This is a genomic window from Yersinia fenwicki (assembly GCF_043099325.1).
Taxonomy (GTDB): Bacteria; Pseudomonadota; Gammaproteobacteria; order Enterobacterales; family Enterobacteriaceae; genus Yersinia.
This window is the reverse complement of sequence record NZ_CP170755.1, coordinates 1,145,614-1,169,387: the sequence shown is the minus strand read 5'-3', so window position 1 is coordinate 1,169,387 and position 23,774 is coordinate 1,145,614. Positions and strand designations below refer to the sequence as shown.

Sequence of the window (23,774 nt, the reverse complement as noted above, 5' to 3'; positions counted from 1 at the left end):
CACTTACTTTCTTCGGAGCCTGCCCGATGATTAATCCCGATGGATATACCTACGCGCACGAACATCTCCATATTGATTTATCCGGATTTAAAAATAATTTGGACTGCCGGTTGGATCAATATCAACTCATCTGCGACGAAATGCGTGAGTTAGTGGGTAAAGGGGTGGCCAATATTGTCGAAGTGACCAACCGATATATGGGTCGAAATCCGCAGTTTTTATTGAATTTGATGCGTGACAGTGGCATCAATGTTATCGCTTCAACCGGCTATTATACCGACAGCTTTTACCCGCCTATGGTGCGCGAGAGTAGCGCTCAGCAATTGGCGCAAACCATGATTGATGAAATCGAGATAGGAATTGATGGCACAGAACTGAAAGCCGGTGTTATTGCCGAAATTGGCACCAGTGAGGGCATAATTACTCCTGACGAAGCCAAAGTCTTTCATGCCGCAGCATTAGCTCACCATGCCACCGGTCTACCCATTTCGACCCATACCAGTTTTAGCACTATGGGGTTGGAGCAAATCGCCCTGCTCAAGCAACATGGTGTAGTACTGGAGCGTGTAGTCATCGGCCATTGTGACCTGAAAGAACAGCCCGATCTTATTATGAAAATGATCGATATGGGTGTATATGTCCAATTCTATACCATTGGTAAAAATAGCTATTTTCCTGATGAACGCCGAATCGCGATGTTGATCACACTCGCTGAGCGTGGGTTATTGGATAAAGTCATGCTCTCTATGGATATAACCCGCCGCTCACATTTAAAAGCCAATGGCGGTAGTGGATTTAGCTATTTAGTTGATTCATTTGTTCCCATGTTACTGGCCGCAGGGATTTCCTCCGCTCAGGTGGAAATGATGTTGCGCCACAATCCTAATAAATTTTTCGCCATGCAAGGAAAGTGATTATGAAGAAGATTGGCATTGCCGGGCTGCAACGAGAGTTAATTCGCGAAATGATTGAGCAGACGGCACCTCATACTTTTGAAACATTTATTCTTTCGGATATGGATGCCGCAGTAAAAGTGAAAGAGGGCCAGTTGGATTATTATATTGGTGCCTGTAACACTGGAGCCGGAGCCGCATTATCAATGGCTATCGCGATTATCGGTTACAACAAAAGCGCCACAATCGCCAAGCCGGGAATCAAAGCCAAACCTGAACAAATAGAAAAATTTGTCACTGAGGGTAAAGTGGCGTTTGGCCTATCGGTTGAACATATTGAGCATGCTATCCCACTGCTGATTACACAGCTGCGCTAAGGGGGCCACCGTGGATTATATTCATATTATTGTGGTTGCCCTGCTGACCGGGATGACCGCGCTGCTTTCTCACCGTAGTGTCGCCGTGTTCCATGACGGTATTCGCCCTATTCTGCCACAATTGGTTGAAGGAAATATGAGTCGCCGTGAGGCAGGCAGTATCGCTTTTGGCCTGAGTGTCGGCTTTATTGCCTCCGTCGGTATTTCTTTCACACTCTCTACCGGTTTACTTAACTCCTGGCTGCTGTTCCTGCCGACAGACATCATTGGTGTACTGGCAATTAATAGCTATCTGGCCTTCGCGCTAGGAGCGGCTTGGGGTATTTTAGCGCTGACCAGCTTACCGGCCGTTAATACCGCATTGACCTCATTGCCAGTGAACTTTATTGGTTCACTCGGAGAGCTGAGCAGCCCGGTGATTTCCGCATTCGCCTTGTTCCCATTGGTCGCTATTTTCTACCAATTTGGCTGGAAAACTGCCGTCGTCTCTGCTTTTATCGTGCTACTAACTCGCCTGATCATCACTCGTTTCACCGGCTTATTCCCTGAATCTATTGAGATTTTCGTCGGTATGATTCTGCTTATCGGTATTGCCATCGCACAAGATTTACGGGCAAAAACCCACCTGGGAGGTGGTGGTGGACACTCTGTTTTCGAAGAGCGAACCCAACGAATTATTAAAAATCTCCCGATGCTGGCGATTGTTGGCGGATTAATTTCTGCGGTAGCCAGTATGAAGATCTTCGGCGGCAGTGAAGTGTCGATTTATACCCTGGCAAAAGCTTACGCACCGGGCATCACACCGGAAGAATCACTGGCATTAATCCATCAGGCATCATTGGCCGAGTTTATGCGTGGCCTCGGTTTTGTGCCGTTAATTGCGACTACCGCGCTGGCAACCGGTGTTTATGCTGTAGCCGGTTTCACATTCGTGTTTGTGGTGGGTTATCTGGTACCGAATCCATTGCTGGCAGGGATAATTGGTGCGGTAGTGATATCGCTGGAAGTATTGATGCTGCGCTCAATCGGCAAGTGGCTGGGCCGCTTCCCATCGGTGCGGAATGCTTCCGACAATATTCGTAATGCTATGAATTTACTGATGGAATATGCGCTGTTAATCGGGGCTATTTTCGCATCAATCAAAATGGCCGGTTACACCGGTTTCACTATCACTACCGCACTTTATTTCCTCAACGAGGCTATTGGCCGCCCGGTAATGAAGATTGCCGCACCTGTGGTTGCAGTGATTATCGCCGGCATTGTGCTGAATCTGTTCTATTGGCTGGGGTTATTTATCCCGGCATAAACCCGTTGTCCTTGAAGTTGCAGGGTTGCTGCATAGAAAGTAAAAAGCCCGTTCGTGGAAACGAAACGGGCTTTTTATTGATGACTCAAATATGCAGAATTTAAATCGCTTCTTCGTCTTGCTCACCGGTGCGGATACGGACTACGCGGGAGACATCAAAAACAAAGATTTTACCATCGCCGATTTTACCGGTCTGAGCCGTTTGCATAATCGCTTCTACGCAGGTATCCACAATATCGTCGGCAACAACAATTTCAATTTTTACTTTTGGCAGGAAATCCACCATATACTCAGCACCACGGTACAGTTCAGTATGCCCTTTCTGGCGGCCAAAACCTTTTACTTCTGTTACCGTCATCCCGGTGATACCCACTTCAGCCAATGCCTCACGGACATCATCGAGTTTAAATGGCTTAATAATCGCGTCAATTTTTTTCATGGTGAATCCCTGTTTTACCAATTCTTGCGGCCAAAGCCTGATGTAATCGGATAGCGTCTATCTTTACCAAAATTGCGGGCGGTGATTCGCGGCCCGATAGCAGACTGACGCCGTTTATATTCATTGATATCTACCAGGCGGATGACCTTACGCACGATAGTTTCATCAAAACCTTCAGCAGCCAAATCGGCGACTGACTTATCACGCTCAACATACCCTTCGAGAATGGCGTCCAAAATATCATAAGGTGGCAGGCTATCCTCATCTTTCTGATCAGGAGCCAATTCCGCAGACGGCGGCCGAGTAATCACCCGCTGTGGGATAACATATGAAACGGTATTACGATATTTAGACAGTTCAAACACCAGCGTTTTTGGCACATCTTTTAAAACATCAAAACCGCCCGCCATATCACCGTACAGTGTGGCGTAGCCTACAGCCATTTCGCTTTTGTTACCGGTAGTTAATACGATACTGCGGCGCTTGTTCGACAACGCCATCAGCACCACACCACGGCAGCGCGCCTGAAGATTTTCTTCAGTGGTATCGCGCGCGGTACCAGCAAACATCGGTGACAATTGGCCCATAAAAGCATCAAACATCGGCTCGATGGAGAGGACATCAAATTCGATACCTAAAATTTCAGCTTCTTCTTTGGCATCAGCGATACTGATATCCGCGGTATAACGGAACGGCATCATCAATGCCTGAACTTTATCTTTGCCCAATGCATCCACGGCGATTGCCAGTGTCAGCGCTGAGTCAATTCCGCCTGACAGGCCGAGAACTGCACCATTGAAACCATTTTTAGTGACGTAATCACGTACCGCTAAAACCAAGGCCTCATAGACCTGCGCCAATGGTGGCAACTCAGCGGCAGGCGCCATCATCGGTACCACTTCAAACTCATTGAGCTGCAATAAGGTGGTTTGCTCAGCAAATCCCGCCAAACGATGGGTCATATTACCGGCAGCATCGAATACTTTAGAACAGCCATCAAAAATCAGCTCATCCTGCCCACCAATTTGGTTGAGATATACCAATGGCAAGCCGGTACGCTGGCAATGTGCCGCCATCAGCGTTTTGCGAATATAGGGTTTCTCCCGGTTATACGGCGAGGCATTGATCGACAATACAATTTCAGCCCCCGCAGCTTTAACTGCATCAACCGGGCCATCGAACCATAAATCTTCACAGATAAGCAGGCCCAGACGGTAACCTTTTAGCTCCACCACACAGGTATCATGACCGGCAGAGAAATAGCGTTTCTCATCAAATACCCCGTAGTTGGGTAATTGCTGTTTAAAATAACGCCCCAGCAATTTACCGTCAGCAAACAAAGAGAGTGCATTATACAGATTGTCCGATTCACGCCATGGATGCCCCACCAATACCGCCGTCTGCTGCGTTGCCGCCTGCAAACGAGCTAATTGCGCTTCACAGCGTTGGTAGAAATCATCACGGTACAGCAGATCTTCTGGCGGATAACCGGACAAAGCCAGCTCGGAGAACATCACTAGATCGGCTCCGGCCTTCTGCTGCTCATGTAAGGTCTGCAACATACGTTCAGTGTTGCCTTCGATATCGCCGACCAGCCAATTTAACTGGGCTAATGCAATGGAAAGTGATCTGCTCATGGGTATTTAAACTCTGTTTCAGCTTTGTCAGGGAATAATTTTTGCCATTAATTCACAATAATTATTCTTTAAAATCATTGGCATCTAGCTCATGACGTGAGAGTAACTTGTAAAATTCGGTACGGTTACGCCCCGCCATTCTTGCTGCCTGAGTCACATTGCCTTTGGTGATTTGTAGCAGCTTACGCAAATAATTCAATTCGAATCGATTACGTGCCTCTACAAAGGTCGGTAACGCGGTATTTTCTCCTTCCAACGCCTGTTCAACCAGTGCTTCACTGATAACAGGTGCAGAGGTTAATGCCACACATTGCTCAATCACGTTCACCAATTGGCGCACGTTACCTGGCCAACTGGCCGTCATCAGCCGTTTCATGGCATCGGTTGAGAAACTGCGGACAAATGGCTTATGGCGTTTGGCTGATTCACGTAACAGATGGTTAGCCAACAGTGGAATATCTTCTGAGCGCTCATGCAATGCGGGGATCTTGAGATTCACCACATTCAAACGATAGTAGAGATCTTCGCGAAATTCATTTTTTGCCATCGCCTTGGGCAAATCACGGTGAGTCGCTGAAATGATCCGCACATCGATACTTAAATCACGATTACTGCCCAAAGGGCGTACTTTGCGCTCCTGCAATACTCGCAGTAGTTTCACCTGCAAAGACAGCGGCATATCACCAATTTCATCTAAGAACAGAGTCCCACCTTCGGCCGCCTGAAATAGCCCTTCGCGGCTACTGACGGCGCCGGTAAATGCCCCTTTGGCATGGCCAAAAAGCTCTGATTCCAGTAATTGTTCCGGCAAGGCACCGCAGTTGATCGCGATGAAAGCTTTTTTCGCCCGCGGGCTGGCGGCATGGATGGCTTGCGCTAATACTTCTTTACCCGTACCACTTTGCCCGTTAATCAACACGCTGACATCCGATTGTGCCACCATTTTGGCCTGCTCTAACAAGCGTAACATCACCGGACTGCGGGTCACTATCTCTTCACGCCAGGTATCATCACCGGCAGGAATAGAAAGCTCTAAAGCTGCATCAATTGCTTTATATAAGGCATCGCGATCAACCGGTTTAGTCAGGAAACTAAACACCCCTTGTTGGGTCGCGGCCACGGCATCAGGGATAGAGCCATGTGCCGTCAGGATAATGACTGGCATGCCCGGTTGATGCTTTTGAATTTCAGCAAACAATGCCATGCCATCCATTTCATCCATACGCAAGTCACTGATAACCAAATCAATCTTCTCACGCATCAACAGACGCAATGCTTCCTGCCCGCTTTCCGCGGTGGTGACATTAAAACCTTCACTGGTTAAACGCATCCCCAGCAATTTCAATAAGCTGGGGTCGTCGTCAACCAGCAGTAGATTGGCCGGTTTGCGTGGCGTCATGTGATTCCTTATTTGTCGCGGGTGGAACGTCAGTTGGCGGTACGACTGGTGCAGCATAAGTATCAGCCGGTTTTTCTACCGGTTGTGGCGTGAGTTTGCTGTCTACTGGCAGCTCGATTGGTTTACTTTCAACCGGGCTGGTGGGTGCGGCAGATTTAGTTTCCGCCGGTTTGGTTTCTATGGGTTTAACATCCGCAGGCTTGGTTTCAACCGGTTTAACAGACTCAACTTTAGTCTGAGGTTTAGCCTCAGCTGGCTTGGTTTCTGCTGACTTAAGGGCCGCAGCGGCTTTGCTGTCAGCATCGGTTTCTGGGATCTCGTTTTGCATTTGCTTACGTGATGAAAGCTGCCGTTCGATATCTGTCAGATTTTCCAGCTTACGAGTAGTATCCAGTAAATTATATTGCAACCGAACCTGGCTCTCTCTCAGACGGTCAATTTGCGCGTCGGACTCTTCTTGCAAGCGCTGATAACGTGTGCGCTCTTCTGCCAGGGAGATGCGCAGAACTTGCTGCTCACGCCATAGTTGAATCAGTGGGCGCACAGCACCGGGGAAACTTTGGCTATAACTGTTCAAGCGTTCAACCACTTGACGACGTTCGGCAATCGACGGTTCAGCGCTGCTCACCAAAATACCCAGTTTAAAGGCGGCTGACCACGTCACTACCGGTAATGTTTTGGCTAATACCCGTGCTTGAGTTGAACCCAAACGCTCTGCACAATCCATCGCCCGTAACCAATAAAGGGAATTTTCCAGCGTCTCTTTATCATCAAGATCCCACAGCACATCACAGGATAAGGTTCGATAATCAACGATTTTCGTTTCAGGTATCACCATCTGAACAGCTTGAGAGAAGCGACCAGCCGTCGGATTATCCGTACATCCCGTGAGTAATAGCGGAGCCAGCAACAAAGCTGGCCAAAAAATACCCGAGCCTGACCTTCCCACCTGCTTATGGGTAGTAGTTGATGTCTGACATGACAAAAAGACGGTCTTTTTAATAACGCTGCTCATAGACCATTTGTACATTATTTATTCATTCTCAGCGGTTAATGGCAATTCAACACGGAAACAGACTGCGGCGTAATCTACGGACACCAATTGCAAGTCGCCCTGCATACGTTTGATGCAGTCCTGAGCAATACTCAGCCCCAGCCCGCTGCCTTTCACGGCCCCTTTTCGCTGATGACTTCCCTGGAAAAAAGGCTCAAATATCATTGTTTCTTCAGATTCCGGGATCGAAGCACCGGTATTGGCGATATCAATTTGCACGCGGTTATTCACCTGACGGCTTCTCACCCAAATGGTACCGGATTCCTCACCATAGTGCACCGCATTGGAGTATAGATTATCTAATACCCGCATCAATAGTGTCGGATCTGCCCAACAAATATCCGCTTTCAGATCCGTCTCGGTACGAATCATCTTTGCTCGCGCTGGTAAGCTATGGGCTGAAATCACATCTTCAACCATTTCTACCAATTCGACATTTTCCAGCTCACCGGGGCCATCGGCCAGTTTACGGTTATAGTCTAATAATTGTTCAATTAATAATTGTAAATGGCGGCTACTGTTATCCAGGATAGCCACGACTTCTTTTTGATCTTGAGTCAGCGGGCCGGCAACCTCATCCGCTAATAATTCAGTACCTTCGCGCATACTGGCCAGCGGTGTTTTTAACTCATGGGAAATATGGCGTAAAAACTCATGGCGCTGTGATTCAAGCCAGGCTAAACGTTCACTGAGCCAAATAATACGCTGTGCCAGCGAACGTAACTCTCGCGGCCCTTTAAACAACGCCGTGTTACCCAGTGGACGCCCCTCTCCTAACCTATTAATCATTCGCTCAATGCCTTTAACCGGCCCGATAATCATGCGTGTGAATAACACCACCAGCAATACACTGACTAAAAACAGTAACAGAGACTGCCAGCCAAAAAATTGCCCACGTTCGGCAATATCTTTTTGCAGTTGCTGCCCGCGGGAGAAAATCACATCACGGGTGGCCTGTACCATTTCGGCATTTGAACGCGAAAATTGCTCTAATAATGCTGATGCACTTTGCTCTGGCCCACTATTTTTACATTTAATATCAGAAAGTTGCGTCAACAATTCACGTAGAGTCTGATAATAGCGGGCATCCGGTAGGATCGCCGCATGGGTATCGAGCATTTGAGCATACTGTTTACGCTGATGCTGATAGAGTTTTGCCAATGTTGCATCATCTAACACGCAATACTGGCGATAACTGCGCTCCATTTCGAGCGCCACGCTGGTCATTGCCTCGCTACGTCGGGCATCAGCCAACGTCGTGCGGTTAATATCGGCCGCTTGGGTGCTTAGATGGTCAAGGCTTTGATAAGCTTGATATGCCAGTACCAATAAAGGAAGCAGCACCAACAGAAATGCCATGAGCACCAATTGACGTAAAGAACGGGGGAACAAACGCCATCTTTTCAACGAAATCATCTCATTACCTATCATTCTGTTGTGATGCTAACTGACTTTGTCAGGATTACAATCCCTGTTCTCAATTAACATGGTCTAACCAGAGTAGAGATAAAAAAAAAGCACTTGGCTTTAAGCTAAGTGCTTTTCATTAAGGCTGCTGGTCCATTATCGTCAGAATCATCATCAGACCTGCTTTTATAATCAGTTGCAGTGAAAATGGAGAGCTTTAAATGTGACAACGGGGCAATAAATGCCCCGTCGCAGAATATGTGGATGCCCTTAAAAATCGTCTCCAGTTTGATGAAGCCTAGGCAATCATCGGGAGGATGAGACGAATAGCATCCAGACATGTCCAATATTGATGAACTACTCATCACAGCAGGACATAGGCGGCACCTCACTCAACGTGTCGTCCGATGTTTGATATGTGCATTCACACGATATCGGTTAGGGTGGACGATAGGTACCAGTCTTAGGCATCATTCGGTAGCTTATGAAGCGCATATTCCGCTTGACAGCGGGACTATCATAAAGAGGTGAATGAGCAACTGTAAGTGATAATGCAGATTACGTGCCAAGTTTTAAAAAACAAATTCAAGTGATTGATATTAAATAAAAATTAATTACCCCCCGCCTTAACCCCATCCAACTTCTGATCAAAAAAAGTCATTCAGTCACGTTTTGTCGCTGTTACCCGACACTGAAGCGCCATTTAAATAAAACACTTATAAATCAAAATGATAAATGTCTCCTTTTTGAGACAGACTCAAGTGCCATTGTCGCAATTTACCGACAAGGGAATAAAGGCATTTTAAATCAATTGGTTGAGATAGATACTTTATTATTCTGTTCATTGTCTGTAGCACTCCCCACCATACCACGTAGTGATACTGTTGAAATTATCACCATGTTATAAATTATGAGATTTCATCACTACGACAAATGACCCATTCTGGATGACAGTAAAAATTTAAAAAAAGAAAATAAAAAATTGCATTTTAATGCGAAAAAAAATAACTCACGATAATTAAAAATGACATCGAGGTTTACATGAAAATAATTAATAAAGTATTCATAGCCGTAATGATGGCACTCCTAATGAATATCCAATGTATATATGCTGTAAAAAACACATTACTAATATCACCAAACCATATGCCACAAAACATACAAAAAACAAATCATACCCATGATGAAGATAGCCCTGCTCCACCTCAGTTTGAGGTGGACGACTTTGAATATAACTATCATCTAGCCAACAAGGAGAGCTACGTTTCTTTTATTCTTAGTTCACCTGAGTTTGTTAGTTACTACATTTATCTAATAAATACGGAAAATACTATTTCCCATGAAAAATCTGGGTTTATTAATCATAATTCCCAAAAAATAGATCTGAGTCTGCAAAATATTATCGCCGGTAACTATGATCTGGTAGTGGAAGTTTATAATAATGAGAAAGTATCAACTAAAAGGACGTTTCCACTTTTATTTAAATAAAAAAAAGGGCATCGTCCGATGCCCCTGCTGTCATATTCAAAGCAAATTGATTTATCCCAATTGCTTACGAGCATTACGGAACATGCGCATCCACGGGCTATCTTCACCCCACTCTTCTGGATGCCATGAGTTACTGACAGTGCGGAAAACGCGCTCAGGGTGTGGCATCATGACCGTGGCCCGCCCACTAGCACTGGTCACCGCAGTGATACCGTTAGCCGAGCCATTAGGGTTAGCCGGGTATTGCTCGGTAACAAGACCGTCGTTATTCACAAAGCGCAATGCCACCAAATTACTTTGCTCCAGTGTCGCCAGATGTGCGGTATCACGCACTTCAACTCGCCCTTCACCATGTGAAACAGCAATTGGCATCCGTGAACCCGCCATATCCTGCATAAACAGTGATGGGCTATTTGTCACTTCAACCAGACTGAAACGCGCTTCAAAGCGATCAGACAGATTGCGGACAAACCGTGGCCAGTGCTCAGCGCCCGGAATCAGTTCACGCAGATTAGACATCATCTGGCAGCCATTACACACGCCCAACGCCAGTGTTTCAGGTCGATGGAAGAAAGCTTCAAACTCATCACGTACACGGTCATTGAACAAAATAGACTTCGCCCAACCTTCGCCCGCGCCCAGTACATCACCGTAAGAGAAGCCACCGCAAGCCACTAAGGTCTGGAAGGATTGCAAATCAGTGCGCCCTGCCAGCAAGTCGCTCATATGCACATCAATTGCATCAAAACCGGCGCGGTGGAAAGCTGCAGCCATCTCGACGTGAGAGTTAACCCCTTGCTCACGCAGCACGGCCACTTTTGGTCGCGCTTGCTTGATGATGTAAGGTGCGGCGATATCTTCTGCTGGATCAAAGGTTAATTTCACATTTAAGCCAGGATCGCGTTCATCCTGTTTAGCCTGATGCTCTTGATCGGCGCAATCTGGGTTATCGCGTAACCGCTGCATCTGCCAAGTGGTTTCCGCCCACCATAAGCGCAAGGTACTGCGTTTTTCGCTATATACCCCATCAGTGCCACTGCGGATGTCAAAGATATCGCCCTCAACAGCGCGGCCCAGATAGTGGACACAATTTGCCAGACCGTGATCTGCCAGCACTTTTTCCACCATGGTGCGCTGCTCGGCCCGCACCTGAATAACGGCCCCTAACTCCTCGTTAAACAAGGCCGCCAGCGCATCATCACCCAAGGATTGAATATCCACTTGCACGCCACAATGACCAGCAAAAGCCATTTCAGCCAGTGTCACTAACAGGCCACCGTCAGAGCGATCGTGATAAGCCAATAAAGCCTGATCAGCGACTAAACGCTGCATCGCGTTGAAGAAACCAGCCAGCTGTTGCACATCGCGCACATCCGCTGGTTTGTCCCCTAACTGGCGATAAACCTGAGTCAACGCCGTAGCACCCAGCGCATTGTGGCCCGCGCCCAAATCAATCAGCAGCAACGCATTATCACCTTTATCGGTGCGTAGCTGTGGAGTCACGGTGTGGCGAACATCTTCGATACGCGCGAAAGCCGTAATCACCAAGGACAGCGGCGAGGTCATTTCTCGCTGTTCGCCACCTTCCTGCCAGCGGGTTTTCATCGACATGGAATCTTTACCCACTGGAATGGTAATTTCCAGTGCAGGGCATAACTCTTCACCGACTGCACGTACCGCGTCATACAAACCGGCATCTTCACCCGGATGGCCAGCTGCGGACATCCAGTTAGCCGACAACTTAATGCGCTTAAGTTCGCCAATTTGAGTCGCCGCAATATTGGTCAAGGCTTCGCCGACGGCCAAACGGGCAGAAGCGGCGAAATCCAGCAAGGCCACCGGCGCACGTTCACCCAGTGACATGGCTTCGCCATAATAACTGTCCAGACTGGCGCTAGTTACCGCGCAGTCAGCTACCGGAATCTGCCATGGGCCGACCATCTGATCACGCGTTACCATACCGGTTACAGTGCGGTCACCAATGGTTATCAAGAAGGTTTTCTCGGCAACTGTTGGCAAATGCATGACACGTTTCACTGCATCCGCAATGCTGATATCAGCCCGCTGCAATGCCTCACCTTTCGCCTGTAGGCGGGTGACATCACGTAGCATTTTTGGTGTTTTACCCAACAGCACATCCAGCGGCATATCAATCGGTTGATTGTCGAAATGGCGGTCATTCAGGGTCAGATGTTTTTCTTCCGTAGCTTCACCGATAACAGCATAGGGTGCGCGCTCACGGCGGCAAATTTCTGCAAACTGTGCCATTTGTGCAGGAGCAACGGCCAGAACATAGCGCTCCTGGGATTCGTTACACCACACTTCCAGTGGGCTCATGCCCGGTTCGTCATTGAGGATATCGCGCAGTTCAAAGCGACCACCACGACCACCATCGCTCACCAACTCCGGCATGGCGTTGGACAAACCGCCAGCACCGACATCATGAATAAACAGAATTGGGTTGTGGTCCCCCAACTGCCAGCAGCGATCAATCACTTCCTGGCAGCGGCGTTCCATTTCTGGGTTATCGCGCTGTACCGAAGCAAAATCCAGATCTGCATCAGATTGGCCGGATGTCATGGAAGAAGCCGCCCCACCGCCTAAACCGATGTTCATCGATGGACCACCGAGCACCACCAGCTTGGCACCAACGGTAATTTCGCCTTTTTGCACATGATCCGCGCGGATATTACCCATCCCGCCCGCTAACATGATTGGCTTATGGTAGCCGCGTAATTCAGTACCGTTATGGCTGTTCACACGCTCTTCATAGGTACGGAAATAACCCAGCAGCGCCGGACGGCCAAATTCATTGTTAAACGCTGCGCCACCCAATGGCCCTTCGGTCATGATGTCCAGCGCCGTCACTATACGATCTGGCTTCCCGAAATTCTCTTCCCACGGCTGTTCAAAACCAGGGATACGCAAGTTAGATACAGAGAACCCCACCAAACCGGCTTTCGGCTTGGCACCACGCCCGGTGGCACCTTCATCACGGATTTCCCCGCCTGAACCGGTAGCCGCGCCTGGCCACGGCGATATAGCCGTCGGGTGGTTGTGAGTTTCAACTTTCATCAGGATGTGCGCCTCTTCCTGATGGTAGCCATAAACACCCTTTTCTGGCGCAGCAAAGAAGCGCCCAACCTGAGAACCTTCCATCACTGCAGCATTGTCTTTATAAGCAGACAGTACATAATCTGGTGTCTGTTCAAAGGTGTTTTTGATCATCTTAAACAGCGACTTAGGCTGGTCAACACCATCAATTTTCCAGTCCGCATTAAAAATCTTATGCCGGCAATGCTCAGAGTTGGCCTGAGCAAACATATACAGCTCAATATCTGTCGGGTTGCGCCCAAGGCCAGTAAAGGCGGCGAGCAGATAATCAATTTCATCCGGAGCCAGTGCCAGACCTAATTTAATATTGGCCTGCTCTAGTGCACTGCGGCCCTGTGCCAGAATATCCACTCGTTGCACTGGGACTGGCTGGTGGTGAGAGAACAGTTGCTCGGCTTGCTGCAAATCAGTAAAGACCGTTTCCATCATGCGGTCATGCAGCAGTGCCGACAATTGTTGCCATTGGGTTTCAGTCAGGTTCGGGCCTTGTATATAGAAAGCCAGACCGCGCTCAAGGCGCAGCACCTGTGGCAATGCACAATTGTGGGCGATATCTGTTGCTTTGGAAGACCACGGAGAGATAGTGCCCGGCCTTGGGGTAACCAGGAGTAAACGCCCTTCTGGCACATGTTCGGGGAGAGATGGCCCATACTTAAGCAGCCGCTGGAGTCTGGCGTGTTCGTCAGCACTCAATGGGGCGCTAACATCGGCAAAATGAACATATTCTGCATAGATATCATCTACTGGCAGATGAGCATCCTGGCAACGGGACAGCAGTTTGGTAATTCGAAAAGCCGACAAAGCGGGCGAACCACGCAGTATTTCCATAATCTAAGTTTCTCTCTCTTCGAAGCGACTGGAACAGCACTTCATTGGGCGCAGCACTCATTGGCGCAAAACAGGGGAAAACGCGCGCTATTATAGTGAATCTACGTCGCCGACGAAACCGTTTGCGTAGCTATTATTAATAATTGCGTCAGAAAGTGTCGTTATCTTTAAAAGATGAACACCAAATAAATAAGCTCTCAATAAAGTTGCACACTGACGAATTGTTGCGCAAAATGCCACTCCACTGGGGATTTAACCATGTCGATTTCAGCTTCACGACACATCTATAAAGAGCGCTGCCGAGAGATAACTATTTGACGCGCATAAAATTAAATTACTTTGTCATCGGTGTAGTTGCCTTACTTCTGGCCCTCGCACTGTGGCCCAATATTCCTTGGCGTAATGGCCAAGAAGGGCAACTTGACCGTATAAAAGCCCGTGGTGAACTGCGAGTTAGCACCATTAGTTCACCGCTTATCTACTCAACCGGAAAGGATGGCCCTTCCGGTCTCGACTATGAGCTGGCAAAACGTTTTGCTGACTATCTGGGGGTTAAGCTGATGATAACCCCTCGTCATAATATCAACGATCTGTTTGATACTTTAGATAGTGATGATGCCGACATGATTGCTGCCGGGCTGATTTATAACAGTGAACGTCTTAATCGGGCGCGCACTGGCCCTGCCTATTATTCCGTGTCGCAACAATTGGTCTACCGACTGGGTTCTCCACGGCCAAAGTCATTCAGCGATCTGAAAGGGCAGCTGATTGTGGCGTCCGGCTCAGCCCATATGACCACATTAAAACAGCTTAAACAGACCAAATATCCTGACCTGAACTGGGGGTCATCTGTCGATCGCTCAGGAAAAGAGTTACTGGAGCAGGTCGCTGAGGGCAAGCTCGATTATACCCTGGGCGATTCTGTCACCATTGCTCTGCTGCAACGTATCCATCCACAATTGGCAGTCGCTTTTGATGTCACGGATGAAGAGCCGGTGACTTGGTATTTCCAACAGAGCCATGATGACAGCCTGTATGCGGCGATGCTTGATTTCTACAGTGAGATGGTAGAAGACGGCAGCTTGGCGCGCCTGGAAGAAAAATATCTGGGTCATGTTGGCAGTTTTGATTATGTCGACACGAAAACATTCCTGTCCGCCATCGACAATGTTCTGCCCTTTTTCCGACCACTATTTGAAAAACATGCTGGCGAAATTGATTGGAAATTACTGGCAGCCATTGCTTATCAAGAGTCCCATTGGAATCCACAAGCGACCTCCCCAACTGGTGTGCGCGGCTTGATGATGCTCACGCGAGCAACCGCTAGTGGTTTGGGCGTCAAAGACCGGGTTGATCCAGAGGAAAGCATTAGAGGCGGCTCGGTTTACTTACAGCGGTTGATGCAAAAGGTACCCGATACCATTCCCGAAGATGAACGAATCTGGTTCGCACTGGCGGCATATAATCTGGGTTACGGTCATATGCTCGATGCTCGCAAGCTGACTAAAAACCAGAATGGCAATCCAGACAGTTGGGTTGACGTAAAAATGCGGCTACCAATGTTGAGCCAAAAGCGCTACTACCCTAGCACCACTTATGGCTATGCTCGCGGTCATGAAGCCTATAACTACGTCGAAAACATCCGTCGTTATCAGGTTAGTTTAGTGGGATATTTGCAGGAAAAAGAGAAGAAAGCAGCGCAGCACGCCGCGATTGAAGCTGAGCTCGGCAAAGCTTATCCGGTTGTTGGTCCCGGCTGGTCAATCAATAATTAGCACTTCTTTCAGATTCCTGACTCCATTATTGCCAACTCTTTTAGATTGCCAATAATGGAGGGGAAACGTGCCGTTGGGGTCGTAGTCGCGTAAGCGACCGGAGCGCCCCTAGGTGCGGTCACCCCTCCACTCGCTGAGCTATAATTAATCTTACTTATTTTTACTTACATCTCGCGTGGTTCAGGATTTTCCTGCTGTGCGAGTTTCAGTGCTTTTTGCTGTTCGCGCCGCAGGCGGAAAAACGCGCTCAATTGGTGAGCACAGGCGTCGGCCAGCACACCCGCTGTTATTTCTATCTGATGGTTCATCCCTGGGTGGCGTAAAATATCTACCAGTGATCCTGCAGCACCGGTTTTCAAATCATTCGCGCCATACACTAACCGGCGGACCCTGCTGTGCACCATCGCTCCAGCACACATCACACACGGCTCCAGAGTGACATATAAAGTGGCATCTATTAGGCGATAGTTCTGCACGATTTGCCCCCCCTGACGCAGCGCCATGATTTCAGCATGAGCAGTAGGGTCGTTATCACGAATCGAGCGGTTCCAGCCTTCACCAATCACCTTATTATCCAGCACCAATATTGCGCCCACCGGAACTTCACCCTCTGCTTGCGCACGTAGCGCTAATCCCAATGCTCGCTGCATCCAGTATTCATCACTGTATTCCGCTGGCGATGCACATTCAGAAGACAAATTATTATCAGTAGACACATTAACCTCTCTGGCACTTTTGCGGCGTGCATTATACACAGCAATCGGCTGCTGCTATACCCATTAAGTTCACTATAAAGTAGCTCAATGCATCATGTTCGGTTAATGTTCCGACAAGGTAATAGCCACTCCTGATATAAATAACTAGTAACTCGATATGGAAGCCAAAAACATGAAGCTCAACAAGAAGAGTGCGACAATTGTGCGCAAAACCCTTGATGGATGGGCCAAAGAAGGTGTTATTCCTGCAGAAGAGCATCAACGCTTGTTGGAAAATATTGATGTTCAACCTTTTGACTGGCGCAGGTTGGCAGGTTACGCCTTTCTTGCCGCACTGGCATCACTGGTCATCGCCATTGGCAGCCTAATGGCTGATACTTTCCTGCTCGCCTGGATTAGCCAATTTTTCCGTTTTGATCCCCCTGTTAGAGTCGTCGTTACGGGTATATTAGCAGCGACCTTTTACGGCTGGGGTTTTTACCGACGCCGACAAGATGCCAGCAAAGTCTATAGCAATGAGGCCGTGTTATTCCTCGGTGTCATTTTTACCGCCGCCGCTATCGGCCAACTTGGCGAATGGCTGGATAACGGCAGTGGCCGCATCTCGGTATTATTGTTGCTTGGCACGGTGATTTACGGGGTAGTCGGCTGGTTTGGCCGCTCACCACTGGTGTGGCTGTTTGCTCTGCTGTCACTGGGGAACGCATTTGGCGCAGAAACCGGTTATCTGTCCGGTTGGGGTGCATACTGGTTGGGAATGAGCTACCCCGTTCGCTTTATCGCCTTTGGCTTACTGCTTTGCGCCAGTGCATTGATACTACAACCGCAACTGGCTGCACGTCGGCTGGATCGGGTTTCGCAGGCGATGGGGCTGCTTTATCTGTTTATTGCCCTGTGGCTACTGTCTATTTTTGGGAATTACGGCGATATCGACCATTGGTATCAAGTGCGCCAAATTGAGCTAATGCACTGGAGCCTTTTGTTTGCACTTGCTGCGGCGGCAGCCATCTGGCTAGGGCTAAAACGCGATGATGCCATGCTACGCGGTTTTGGCCTGACATTTTTGGCCATCAACCTGTATACCCGTTTCTTTGAATTCTTTTGGGATGCCATGCCGAAAACAATTTTCTTCCTGTTACTTGGTATCAGTTTGTGGCTACTGGGGCAGCACGCTGAGCGGATCTGGCGGCTTGGTCACCACGAAAATGATGTGACTCACTAGTGAAATGCGGCGAATAACCTCAGTGGGCTTTGACACCCACGATGGCTTAATCCAACTGCTGTAATTCGCCGGTTTTACTGACTCGCCAGCGGTGTTCACAAAAATATAGCAGCGGATTATCTTGCTTACTGTCGCTGTAACCGCTGTGGAGTTTCAGCGGTACCCCTAAGCGCTGCTCTAATTGCACCACTTTCTCTGGCCCTAAGCAGCGCAGTGGCAACACCCAGCCGCCATTACGTCGCGCCATGCGGCTTCCCACCAGACGTAAATGATGAATAAAGTCTGAATCGTGATAAACCTGCTCGACCAGACGCTGTGGTGAGCCGGTAATAAGCCACACCTGGGCATCAGTACTCTCCAGATATTGACGTAAGCGCATCATCACCACCGGGAATTCAGTAACTTTTTGGCGAAACTCATTTACAAAACGCAATTCCAAATCCCTCAGATGTGCTTCGCTTCGACCAAAAGTGATCGCCCACAACAGCAAACTCATTGGCCAGCGTGCACAACGCCCACCCACCAACAAACCCAAGCCAATAACGGGCAATAGTGGGATAACCAATAATAGATTCAGTGGCAAATGGCGCAGCAGAAAACGCAAAAAACTGCCAAACATATCTTGCTGATGTAAAGTGCCATCTAAATCAAAGAAGACAACACGTTTGGCACTTGCCGATGGTGCCTCGGCAGTTGCGCTTGCTGGCTCTGCATTTGAAACCTTGATCATTGAAATCCCATAAATTTAATCAATTAAAATCTGCTACTACGTTTCAATACAATATCATTGTATTGGCATCTGAAGGCCAGTGATAACTAACCTTACAATGCAGCCCGCAAATAACCATGATGCTGTCGTAAGTCCGAACAAGCTTGCTCGGCGCTGACCCCTTTTAAGATCATCAATATCGCTGGCTTGACCTCAAACTCAGTTTGCGACAAGGCTTTTTCAGCCTCAGCACGGCTGGCTCCGGTGGCTTCAATCACAATGCGGCATGCACGATCGACTAATTTCACATTAGTGGCTTTCACATCCACCATCAGGTTTTGATAGACTTTACCTAACTTCACCATCGCACCGGTTGATAGCATATTCAGGACTAATTTTTGCGCCGTACCCGACTTCATCCGAGTAGAACCAGTAAGCGCTTCTGGCCCCACTACCGGCGAAATCGCGACCAGTGCTTCTCGCGCGATAGGAGAGTCAGGATTACAGGAAATAGCCGCAGTGGGGCATCCGAGTTGGCGGGCAAAACGCAGTGCACCAATAACATAGGGGGTACGGCCGGAAGCGGCTAGCCCTACCACCATATCTGTTGCGGTCAACTGTAAATCTCGCAAGTCCCGCTCCCCGAGTGATGCATCATCTTCAGCACCTTCCACCGCTTTGAGTAATGCACCGGGGCCACCGGCAATTAATCCGATCACCCTACCATGAGGCACACCGAAGGTCGGCGGGCATTCCGAGGCATCTAAAACACCAAGCCGCCCACTGGTACCTGCACCAAGATAAATCAGTCGGCCTCCGTCCCGTAAGGCTTTAGCCGCTAAATCTACCGCCTGTGCAATGTTGGGAATCACCAAACGAATCGCCTCGGGTACTTTCCTATCTTCATCATTAATACGGGTCAACATCTCCAATGTGGAGAGCGTATCCAGATCCATCGTGTCTGGATTGCGACTTTCAGAAATCAAAGCACCCAAGTTCATGATTTTTCCTCATTAGATTTTCTATTCATGATGATTTCGTTGTAACTGAAAATGTATAAAAGTGACTGTTTTCTTGTCCCATTCACCGGACTCTCACAAAAAAAGGGTGCTATGCTCCCTCACTTGGCCCTTTGATTTTATTATTTATGGGTATTATTAACCAACCTGGCAGAATAACCTCCCATATTCAGGAACTGATTTATGAGTAGTCTTCTTCGCATTCGTCAGCTCTATCCAATGCTGGCACAAAATGATCGTAAGATAGCTGATTTCTTGCTGACTAATCCTGAGCAGGCACGTCAGCTTAGTTCTCAAAAACTGGCACAGCAAACCGGCGTTAGCCAATCTGCAGTAGTGAAGTTCGCACAAAAATTAGGCTATAAAGGCTTCCCGGCACTTAAACAAGCCTTGAGTGAGATTGTGGCTGCTCCCGAGCAAGCCGTCACTCTTCATAACCAAATTGTAAGTACTGACAGTTTAAAAACAGTGGGCGAAAAGTTATTGGCGGAAAAGGCTGCCGCACTGCGAGCGACGTTGGATATCAATAGCGAGCAGCGTCTAACTGAAGCATTAGACATGTTGCGCTCAGCGCGTCGCGTTATTCTTACGGGCTTGGGTGCCTCTGGTTTAGTAGCAAAAGACCTTGCTTATAAGCTATTGAAGATAGGTGTTATGGCGGTATCCGAAACAGATATGCACGCACAATTAGCGGCAGTGCAGGCCTTGGATACACGAGATCTACTGTTGGCTATTTCCTTCAGCGGTGAGCGACGTGAGATTAATTTGGCGGCTGAAGAAGCACAACGATGTGGTGCGAAAGTATTAGCGCTGACCAGTTTTACCCCGAATAGCTTGCAGCAACGGGCTGATCATTGTTTGTATACTATCTCAGAAGAACCAGCCATACGCAGCGCAGCCATTTCATCGAGCACTGCGCAGTACGCGCTGACTGATCTGCTATTTATGGCAATGATCCAGCAAGACCTTGAAAGTGCGCAGGATCACATCAAGCACAGTGCTGCGCTAGTGAAAAAACTGGTCTAAGGATGCCAGAGGGGTATAATCCTCCGCTGTTAAGAATACCCGACCTAAGGTAAGAGGAACCATGGCCCTGTTAATCACTCGTAAATGTATTAATTGCGACATGTGCGAGCCGGAATGCCCTAACGAGGCAATTTCTATGGGTGCAGAAATCTATCAAATTGACCCCATGCGCTGCACAGAGTGCGTTGGTCATTACGAAACCCCAACCTGCCAGTTGGTCTGCCCTATTGATAATACGATTTCTATCGATCCCGCTTGGGTGGAAACTAATGAACAGCTGTGGGACAAATTTGTCCAATTGCATCACGCCGATCGTCTCTGATTTTTATGGCTGAATTATCAGTGCCTCCATTGAAGCACTGATAATAAAATCAACTCAAATCCGCTCTAAACAAACAGGCTAATCAGCAATACCATTGCCAAGCCCACCACTGAGTTAGTCAACTCAAGCAAGCCCCAGGTCTTCAGTGTGTCTTTAATGGACAAGTCGAAATACCCTTTAAACAACCAGAATGAAGCATCATTAATATGGGTAAAGGTATTGGAGCCTGCCGCCGTTGCCAGTACCAACAGTGCCGGATCGACCGAGGTAATGGTATGTGTCACTGGGTCCATGACTGCTGCACCAATAATACCCGCTGCTGTCATTGCAGACACCACGCCTTGCCCAGTTGACAGGCGAATAAGTACAGTAATTAGCCAAGCCATGATATAGGGTGATACACCGCCAGCCGACATCAACATGCCGATGGTATCGCCAATGCCAGTATCAATGATGACCTGTTTGAGCGCACCACCCGCACCAATGATCAAGATGACCATCGCAATGCCTTTGACCGCCCCCTCAAATGAGTGCATGACCCATTCCATCTTATGACCGCGCCCGGTACCAAACAGAACAAAGGCAACCAGCATGGCGATAAACATGGCAATAGGCGATGAACCGAGGAAGTTCAGGATGGTGTACGACGTCGTTCCTTTCACCAGCCAAATGTTGGCAACAGTGGTAAAAATCATAATAAAAGCAGGGATTAATGGCACCAAGATTGAAGTGCTGAACGACGGCAAGTTGTTCTCATCCAGCGGATTCTCTGCTTTCAGGAAAGTTGGCACTGGTCGTTCCAGGTTGCCAAGGAATTTGGGTAAAATCAGCCCGGCGCAAATCACTGAAGGGATGGCAACCAGAACGCCATAGATATAAACCATCCCCATATCAGCGCCATACGCGCTAACCAGTGCAACTGGCCCGGGCTGTGGTGGGAAAAGGGAGTGGGCAGTAGTCGCAGCTGCAACTGCCGGGATCGCCAGCTTAAGGAATGGGATCTTAGCTTCAACGGCAATAGCAATGATTAATGGTGCCAAAATGATAAAGGCAACTTCATAGAACATCGCCAGACCAAAGATAAGGCCGATGATAATGACAGCAAATTCAACATACTTAAGCCCAAACCGTCGCAATAGCGTCTGAGCTATCTGATGTGCAGCTCCAGAGTCGACCATGAGCTTGCCGATCACCGCACCAAACACGACGATTATCGCCAGTTCACCGAGTGTCCCGCCAAACCCCGCTTTAATAGTATGCAGAAGTTTCAGCAAGTCCATCCCGGCGAGAGTACCCACCAGCAGAGCCGCCAACAGCAATGCAATCATTGAGTTAATCTGATAGCGTATATTCAGCACTAGCATTAAGCCAATACCCAATACCACCCATAGGATATTAATCCATTCCATCTTTTACTTTCCCCAGTGGTTAAACATCAAATTTTTCTAATATCACTGTTGTTATATTGGTCAGGCCAATTTACTGATTTTGTGTGACGATAAAATCGCTTTAATACTGAACGTTTTTGTCAAAAACACGTACTTATGCGTACTTATTGTTCATCATACTCAGCAATTTGGTATTACAAGTACCACCAACTGGCCGACCAAATGAAGCATTGGTTAACCAACTTGTCGAGCAGATCGCAAAATTAAGATTTATTCTGGGGAATTTTCATACACTGGTGGGGTATAAAGTGCGCATATTTCAGATGGAAAATGAAGGGGATATGAGAGTCAGAACCTACAAGCAACTAGAATGGGGAAGAAGGAGCGCATTTTCATGCCCCCCTTAAGATCGGTTAGCCATGGCCTGGCAACCATAGGAAGTTTTTAGCTTTCAATAATCACCGTAGCACAGGCATAACGGCGCTCATCTGCCAGAGTCACATGTAACGATTTGACACCGAGTTCTGTCGCCAACTCTGCCGCTCGTTGATGTAAACGTAGCGTTGGTTTGCCTAATGCATCGTTGACCACTTCAAACTGGTTAAATGCCAAACCATTACGGATACCGGTTCCAAATGCTTTAGCCGCCGCCTCTTTAACGGCGAAGCGCTTGGCTAAAAAACGGATTGGCTGTTGGTGCTGCTGATAATGTTGCCATTCCGCAGGACTAAGGATGCGCCGAGCCAGCTTTTCACCACTGCGTTCTACCACCGCCTCTATCCGTGAAATCTCAACAATATCAGTGCCTAGCCCAATAATAGCCATTAACGACGCGCTTCCCGCATCAAGACTTTCATATCGGTCACAGCAGCAGCAAGGCCTGACATAACCGCCTGACCAATTATTGCATGACCAATATTTAGCTCATGCATTTCCGGCAAGGCGGCTATGGGTTGGACATTGTGATAGGTCAGGCCATGACCTGCGTTAACTTTTAATCCTTTGCTGGCAGCATAGGTTGCCGCTTTAGCGATCCGTACGAGTTCAGCCTGTCGTGCTAAATCTGAAGTAGCATCAGCATAAGCGCCAGTGTGGATTTCAATGTAAGGAGCCCCGACCGCAACAGCAGCATCAATTTGGCGCATATCCGCATCGATAAACAGTGAAACCAGAATACCGGCCTCAGATAGGCGGCTCACGGCGACGGTCATTTTATCAATTTGACCTGCAACATCCAGCCCGCCTTCGGTAGTCACTTCCTGACGTTTTTCTGGCACTAAACAGCAAAAATGAGGGTTTATCTCACAAGCAATACCCACCATTTCATCGGTGACGGCCATTTCCAGATTCATGCGGGTTTGGATCGTCTCACGCAGGATACGCACATCACGATCAGTAATATGGCGGCGATCTTCACGTAGATGGACAGTGATGCCGTCGGCACCCGCTTGCTCAGCGATAAAAGCGGCCTGCACAGGATCGGGGTAAATGGTCCCACGTGCATTTCGTAATGTCGCAATGTGATCAATATTAACGCCCAGCAACAAATCAGCCATGACAGCCCTCCAAATATGGATGCATCTTGAATAGATTAATGAGCATGCAAAAATGCTTGCCAATAAACGTGTAAGTGCCTGGCAGTTTACACCGAGTAG

General features: G+C 48.2%; 20 protein-coding genes. 8 read left to right on the top strand and 12 right to left on the bottom strand.

Annotated features, from left to right (window positions below; all coding sequences use genetic code 11):
• Positions 1–26: 26 nt before the first annotated feature.
• The 3 genes from ACF3VQ_RS05435 to ACF3VQ_RS05425 are packed head-to-tail and all read left to right on the top strand — an operon-like array spanning position 27 to position 2,576.
• A complete protein-coding gene (locus ACF3VQ_RS05435) occupies positions 27–914 on the top strand; it encodes a phosphotriesterase-related protein (RefSeq protein WP_392433718.1) in 888 nt (295 codons plus the stop codon).
• Positions 915–916: 2 nt separating this feature from the next.
• Positions 917–1,270 (top strand): DUF2620 domain-containing protein, encoded by a 354-nt coding sequence (locus ACF3VQ_RS05430; RefSeq protein ID WP_019081841.1) that lies wholly within the window; start codon positions 917–919, stop codon positions 1,268–1,270.
• A 10-nt stretch (positions 1,271–1,280) separates the two neighbouring features.
• Positions 1,281–2,576 carry a YhfT family protein gene (locus tag ACF3VQ_RS05425; RefSeq protein ID WP_392433717.1) on the top strand — a complete coding sequence of 432 codons (1,296 nt, stop codon included), beginning with the start codon at positions 1,281–1,283 and terminating at the stop codon, positions 2,574–2,576.
• 100 nt (positions 2,577–2,676) lie between these two features.
• Here the strand turns inward: ACF3VQ_RS05425 and glnB are convergent, their stop codons facing one another.
• From glnB to ACF3VQ_RS05400, 5 genes are all read right to left on the bottom strand, one after another.
• A complete protein-coding gene (gene glnB, locus ACF3VQ_RS05420) occupies positions 2,677–3,015 on the bottom strand; it encodes a nitrogen regulatory protein P-II (protein WP_002231018.1) in 339 nt (112 codons plus the stop codon).
• Between the two features lie 14 nt (positions 3,016–3,029).
• Positions 3,030–4,652, bottom strand: coding sequence for an NAD+ synthase (locus ACF3VQ_RS05415; protein WP_392433716.1), 1,623 nt, complete (start codon positions 4,650–4,652; stop codon positions 3,030–3,032).
• A 61-nt stretch (positions 4,653–4,713) separates the two neighbouring features.
• Positions 4,714–6,051, bottom strand: a complete 1,338-nt coding sequence (gene glrR / locus ACF3VQ_RS05410) for a two-component system response regulator GlrR (protein ID WP_392433715.1) — start codon at positions 6,049–6,051, stop codon at positions 4,714–4,716.
• On the bottom strand, positions 6,014–7,066 hold the full coding sequence (qseG, locus tag ACF3VQ_RS05405) for a two-component system QseEF-associated lipoprotein QseG (RefSeq protein ID WP_392435451.1): 1,053 nt from the start codon (positions 7,064–7,066) through the stop codon (positions 6,014–6,016). Before qseG ends, glrR begins: the two co-directional genes overlap by 38 nt.
• A gap of 18 nt (positions 7,067–7,084) precedes the next feature.
• Positions 7,085–8,521: a sensor histidine kinase gene (locus ACF3VQ_RS05400; RefSeq protein ID WP_392433714.1), complete on the bottom strand. Its 1,437-nt coding sequence runs from the start codon at positions 8,519–8,521 to the stop codon at positions 7,085–7,087.
• Positions 8,522–9,553: 1,032 nt separating this feature from the next.
• On the opposite strand from ACF3VQ_RS05400, the gene ACF3VQ_RS05395 reads away from it, so the two are divergent.
• Positions 9,554–10,000, top strand: a complete 447-nt coding sequence (locus tag ACF3VQ_RS05395; protein WP_392433713.1) for a hypothetical protein — start codon at positions 9,554–9,556, stop codon at positions 9,998–10,000.
• A gap of 51 nt (positions 10,001–10,051) precedes the next feature.
• Here the strand turns inward: ACF3VQ_RS05395 and purL are convergent, their stop codons facing one another.
• Positions 10,052–13,942: a phosphoribosylformylglycinamidine synthase gene (purL, locus tag ACF3VQ_RS05390; RefSeq protein ID WP_392433712.1), complete on the bottom strand. Its 3,891-nt coding sequence runs from the start codon at positions 13,940–13,942 to the stop codon at positions 10,052–10,054.
• A 314-nt stretch (positions 13,943–14,256) separates the two neighbouring features.
• Here purL and mltF point away from each other — a divergent pair, with 314 nt between their 5' ends.
• A complete protein-coding gene (gene mltF / locus ACF3VQ_RS05385) occupies positions 14,257–15,717 on the top strand; it encodes a membrane-bound lytic murein transglycosylase MltF (RefSeq protein WP_392433711.1) in 1,461 nt (486 codons plus the stop codon).
• Positions 15,718–15,881: 164 nt separating this feature from the next.
• On the opposite strand, the gene tadA is transcribed toward mltF, so the two are convergent.
• On the bottom strand, positions 15,882–16,472 hold the full coding sequence (gene tadA, locus ACF3VQ_RS05380; RefSeq protein ID WP_392433710.1) for a tRNA adenosine(34) deaminase TadA: 591 nt from the start codon (positions 16,470–16,472) through the stop codon (positions 15,882–15,884).
• Between the two features lie 133 nt (positions 16,473–16,605).
• On the opposite strand from tadA, the gene ACF3VQ_RS05375 reads away from it, so the two are divergent.
• Positions 16,606–17,655 (top strand): DUF2157 domain-containing protein, encoded by a 1,050-nt coding sequence (locus ACF3VQ_RS05375; RefSeq protein ID WP_392433709.1) that lies wholly within the window; start codon positions 16,606–16,608, stop codon positions 17,653–17,655.
• A 46-nt stretch (positions 17,656–17,701) separates the two neighbouring features.
• Here ACF3VQ_RS05375 and yfhb read toward each other — a convergent pair whose 3' ends face one another.
• The gene (gene yfhb / locus ACF3VQ_RS05370; RefSeq protein WP_392433708.1) at positions 17,702–18,385 is read right to left on the bottom strand and encodes a phosphatidylglycerophosphatase C; all 684 of its coding nucleotides are present in this window, start codon (positions 18,383–18,385) and stop codon (positions 17,702–17,704) included.
• Positions 18,386–18,477: 92 nt separating this feature from the next.
• Entirely contained in the window at positions 18,478–19,365 is an 888-nt protein-coding gene (murQ, locus tag ACF3VQ_RS05365) for an N-acetylmuramic acid 6-phosphate etherase (protein ID WP_392433707.1), read from the bottom strand.
• 201 nt (positions 19,366–19,566) lie between these two features.
• Here murQ and ACF3VQ_RS05360 point away from each other — a divergent pair, with 201 nt between their 5' ends.
• Together ACF3VQ_RS05360 and ACF3VQ_RS05355 are read left to right on the top strand one after the other, a co-directional pair.
• Entirely contained in the window at positions 19,567–20,409 is an 843-nt protein-coding gene (locus tag ACF3VQ_RS05360; protein ID WP_392433706.1) for a MurR/RpiR family transcriptional regulator, read from the top strand.
• Positions 20,410–20,470: 61 nt separating this feature from the next.
• Positions 20,471–20,731 (top strand): YfhL family 4Fe-4S dicluster ferredoxin, encoded by a 261-nt coding sequence (locus tag ACF3VQ_RS05355; RefSeq protein WP_025379234.1) that lies wholly within the window; start codon positions 20,471–20,473, stop codon positions 20,729–20,731.
• A gap of 65 nt (positions 20,732–20,796) precedes the next feature.
• Here the strand turns inward: ACF3VQ_RS05355 and gntP are convergent, their stop codons facing one another.
• The 3 genes from gntP to pdxJ form a co-directional block, all read right to left on the bottom strand.
• Positions 20,797–22,140, bottom strand: coding sequence for a gluconate permease GntP (gene gntP, locus ACF3VQ_RS05350; RefSeq protein ID WP_392433705.1), 1,344 nt, complete (start codon positions 22,138–22,140; stop codon positions 20,797–20,799).
• 423 nt (positions 22,141–22,563) lie between these two features.
• A complete protein-coding gene (acpS, locus tag ACF3VQ_RS05345) occupies positions 22,564–22,944 on the bottom strand; it encodes a holo-ACP synthase (RefSeq protein ID WP_392433704.1) in 381 nt (126 codons plus the stop codon).
• Complete coding sequence (pdxJ, locus tag ACF3VQ_RS05340) at positions 22,944–23,675, bottom strand: pyridoxine 5'-phosphate synthase (RefSeq protein WP_050076431.1); 732 nt, start codon at positions 23,673–23,675, stop codon at positions 22,944–22,946. The genes acpS and pdxJ overlap by 1 nt, the downstream gene beginning before the upstream one ends.
• Positions 23,676–23,774: the final 99 nt, after the last annotated feature.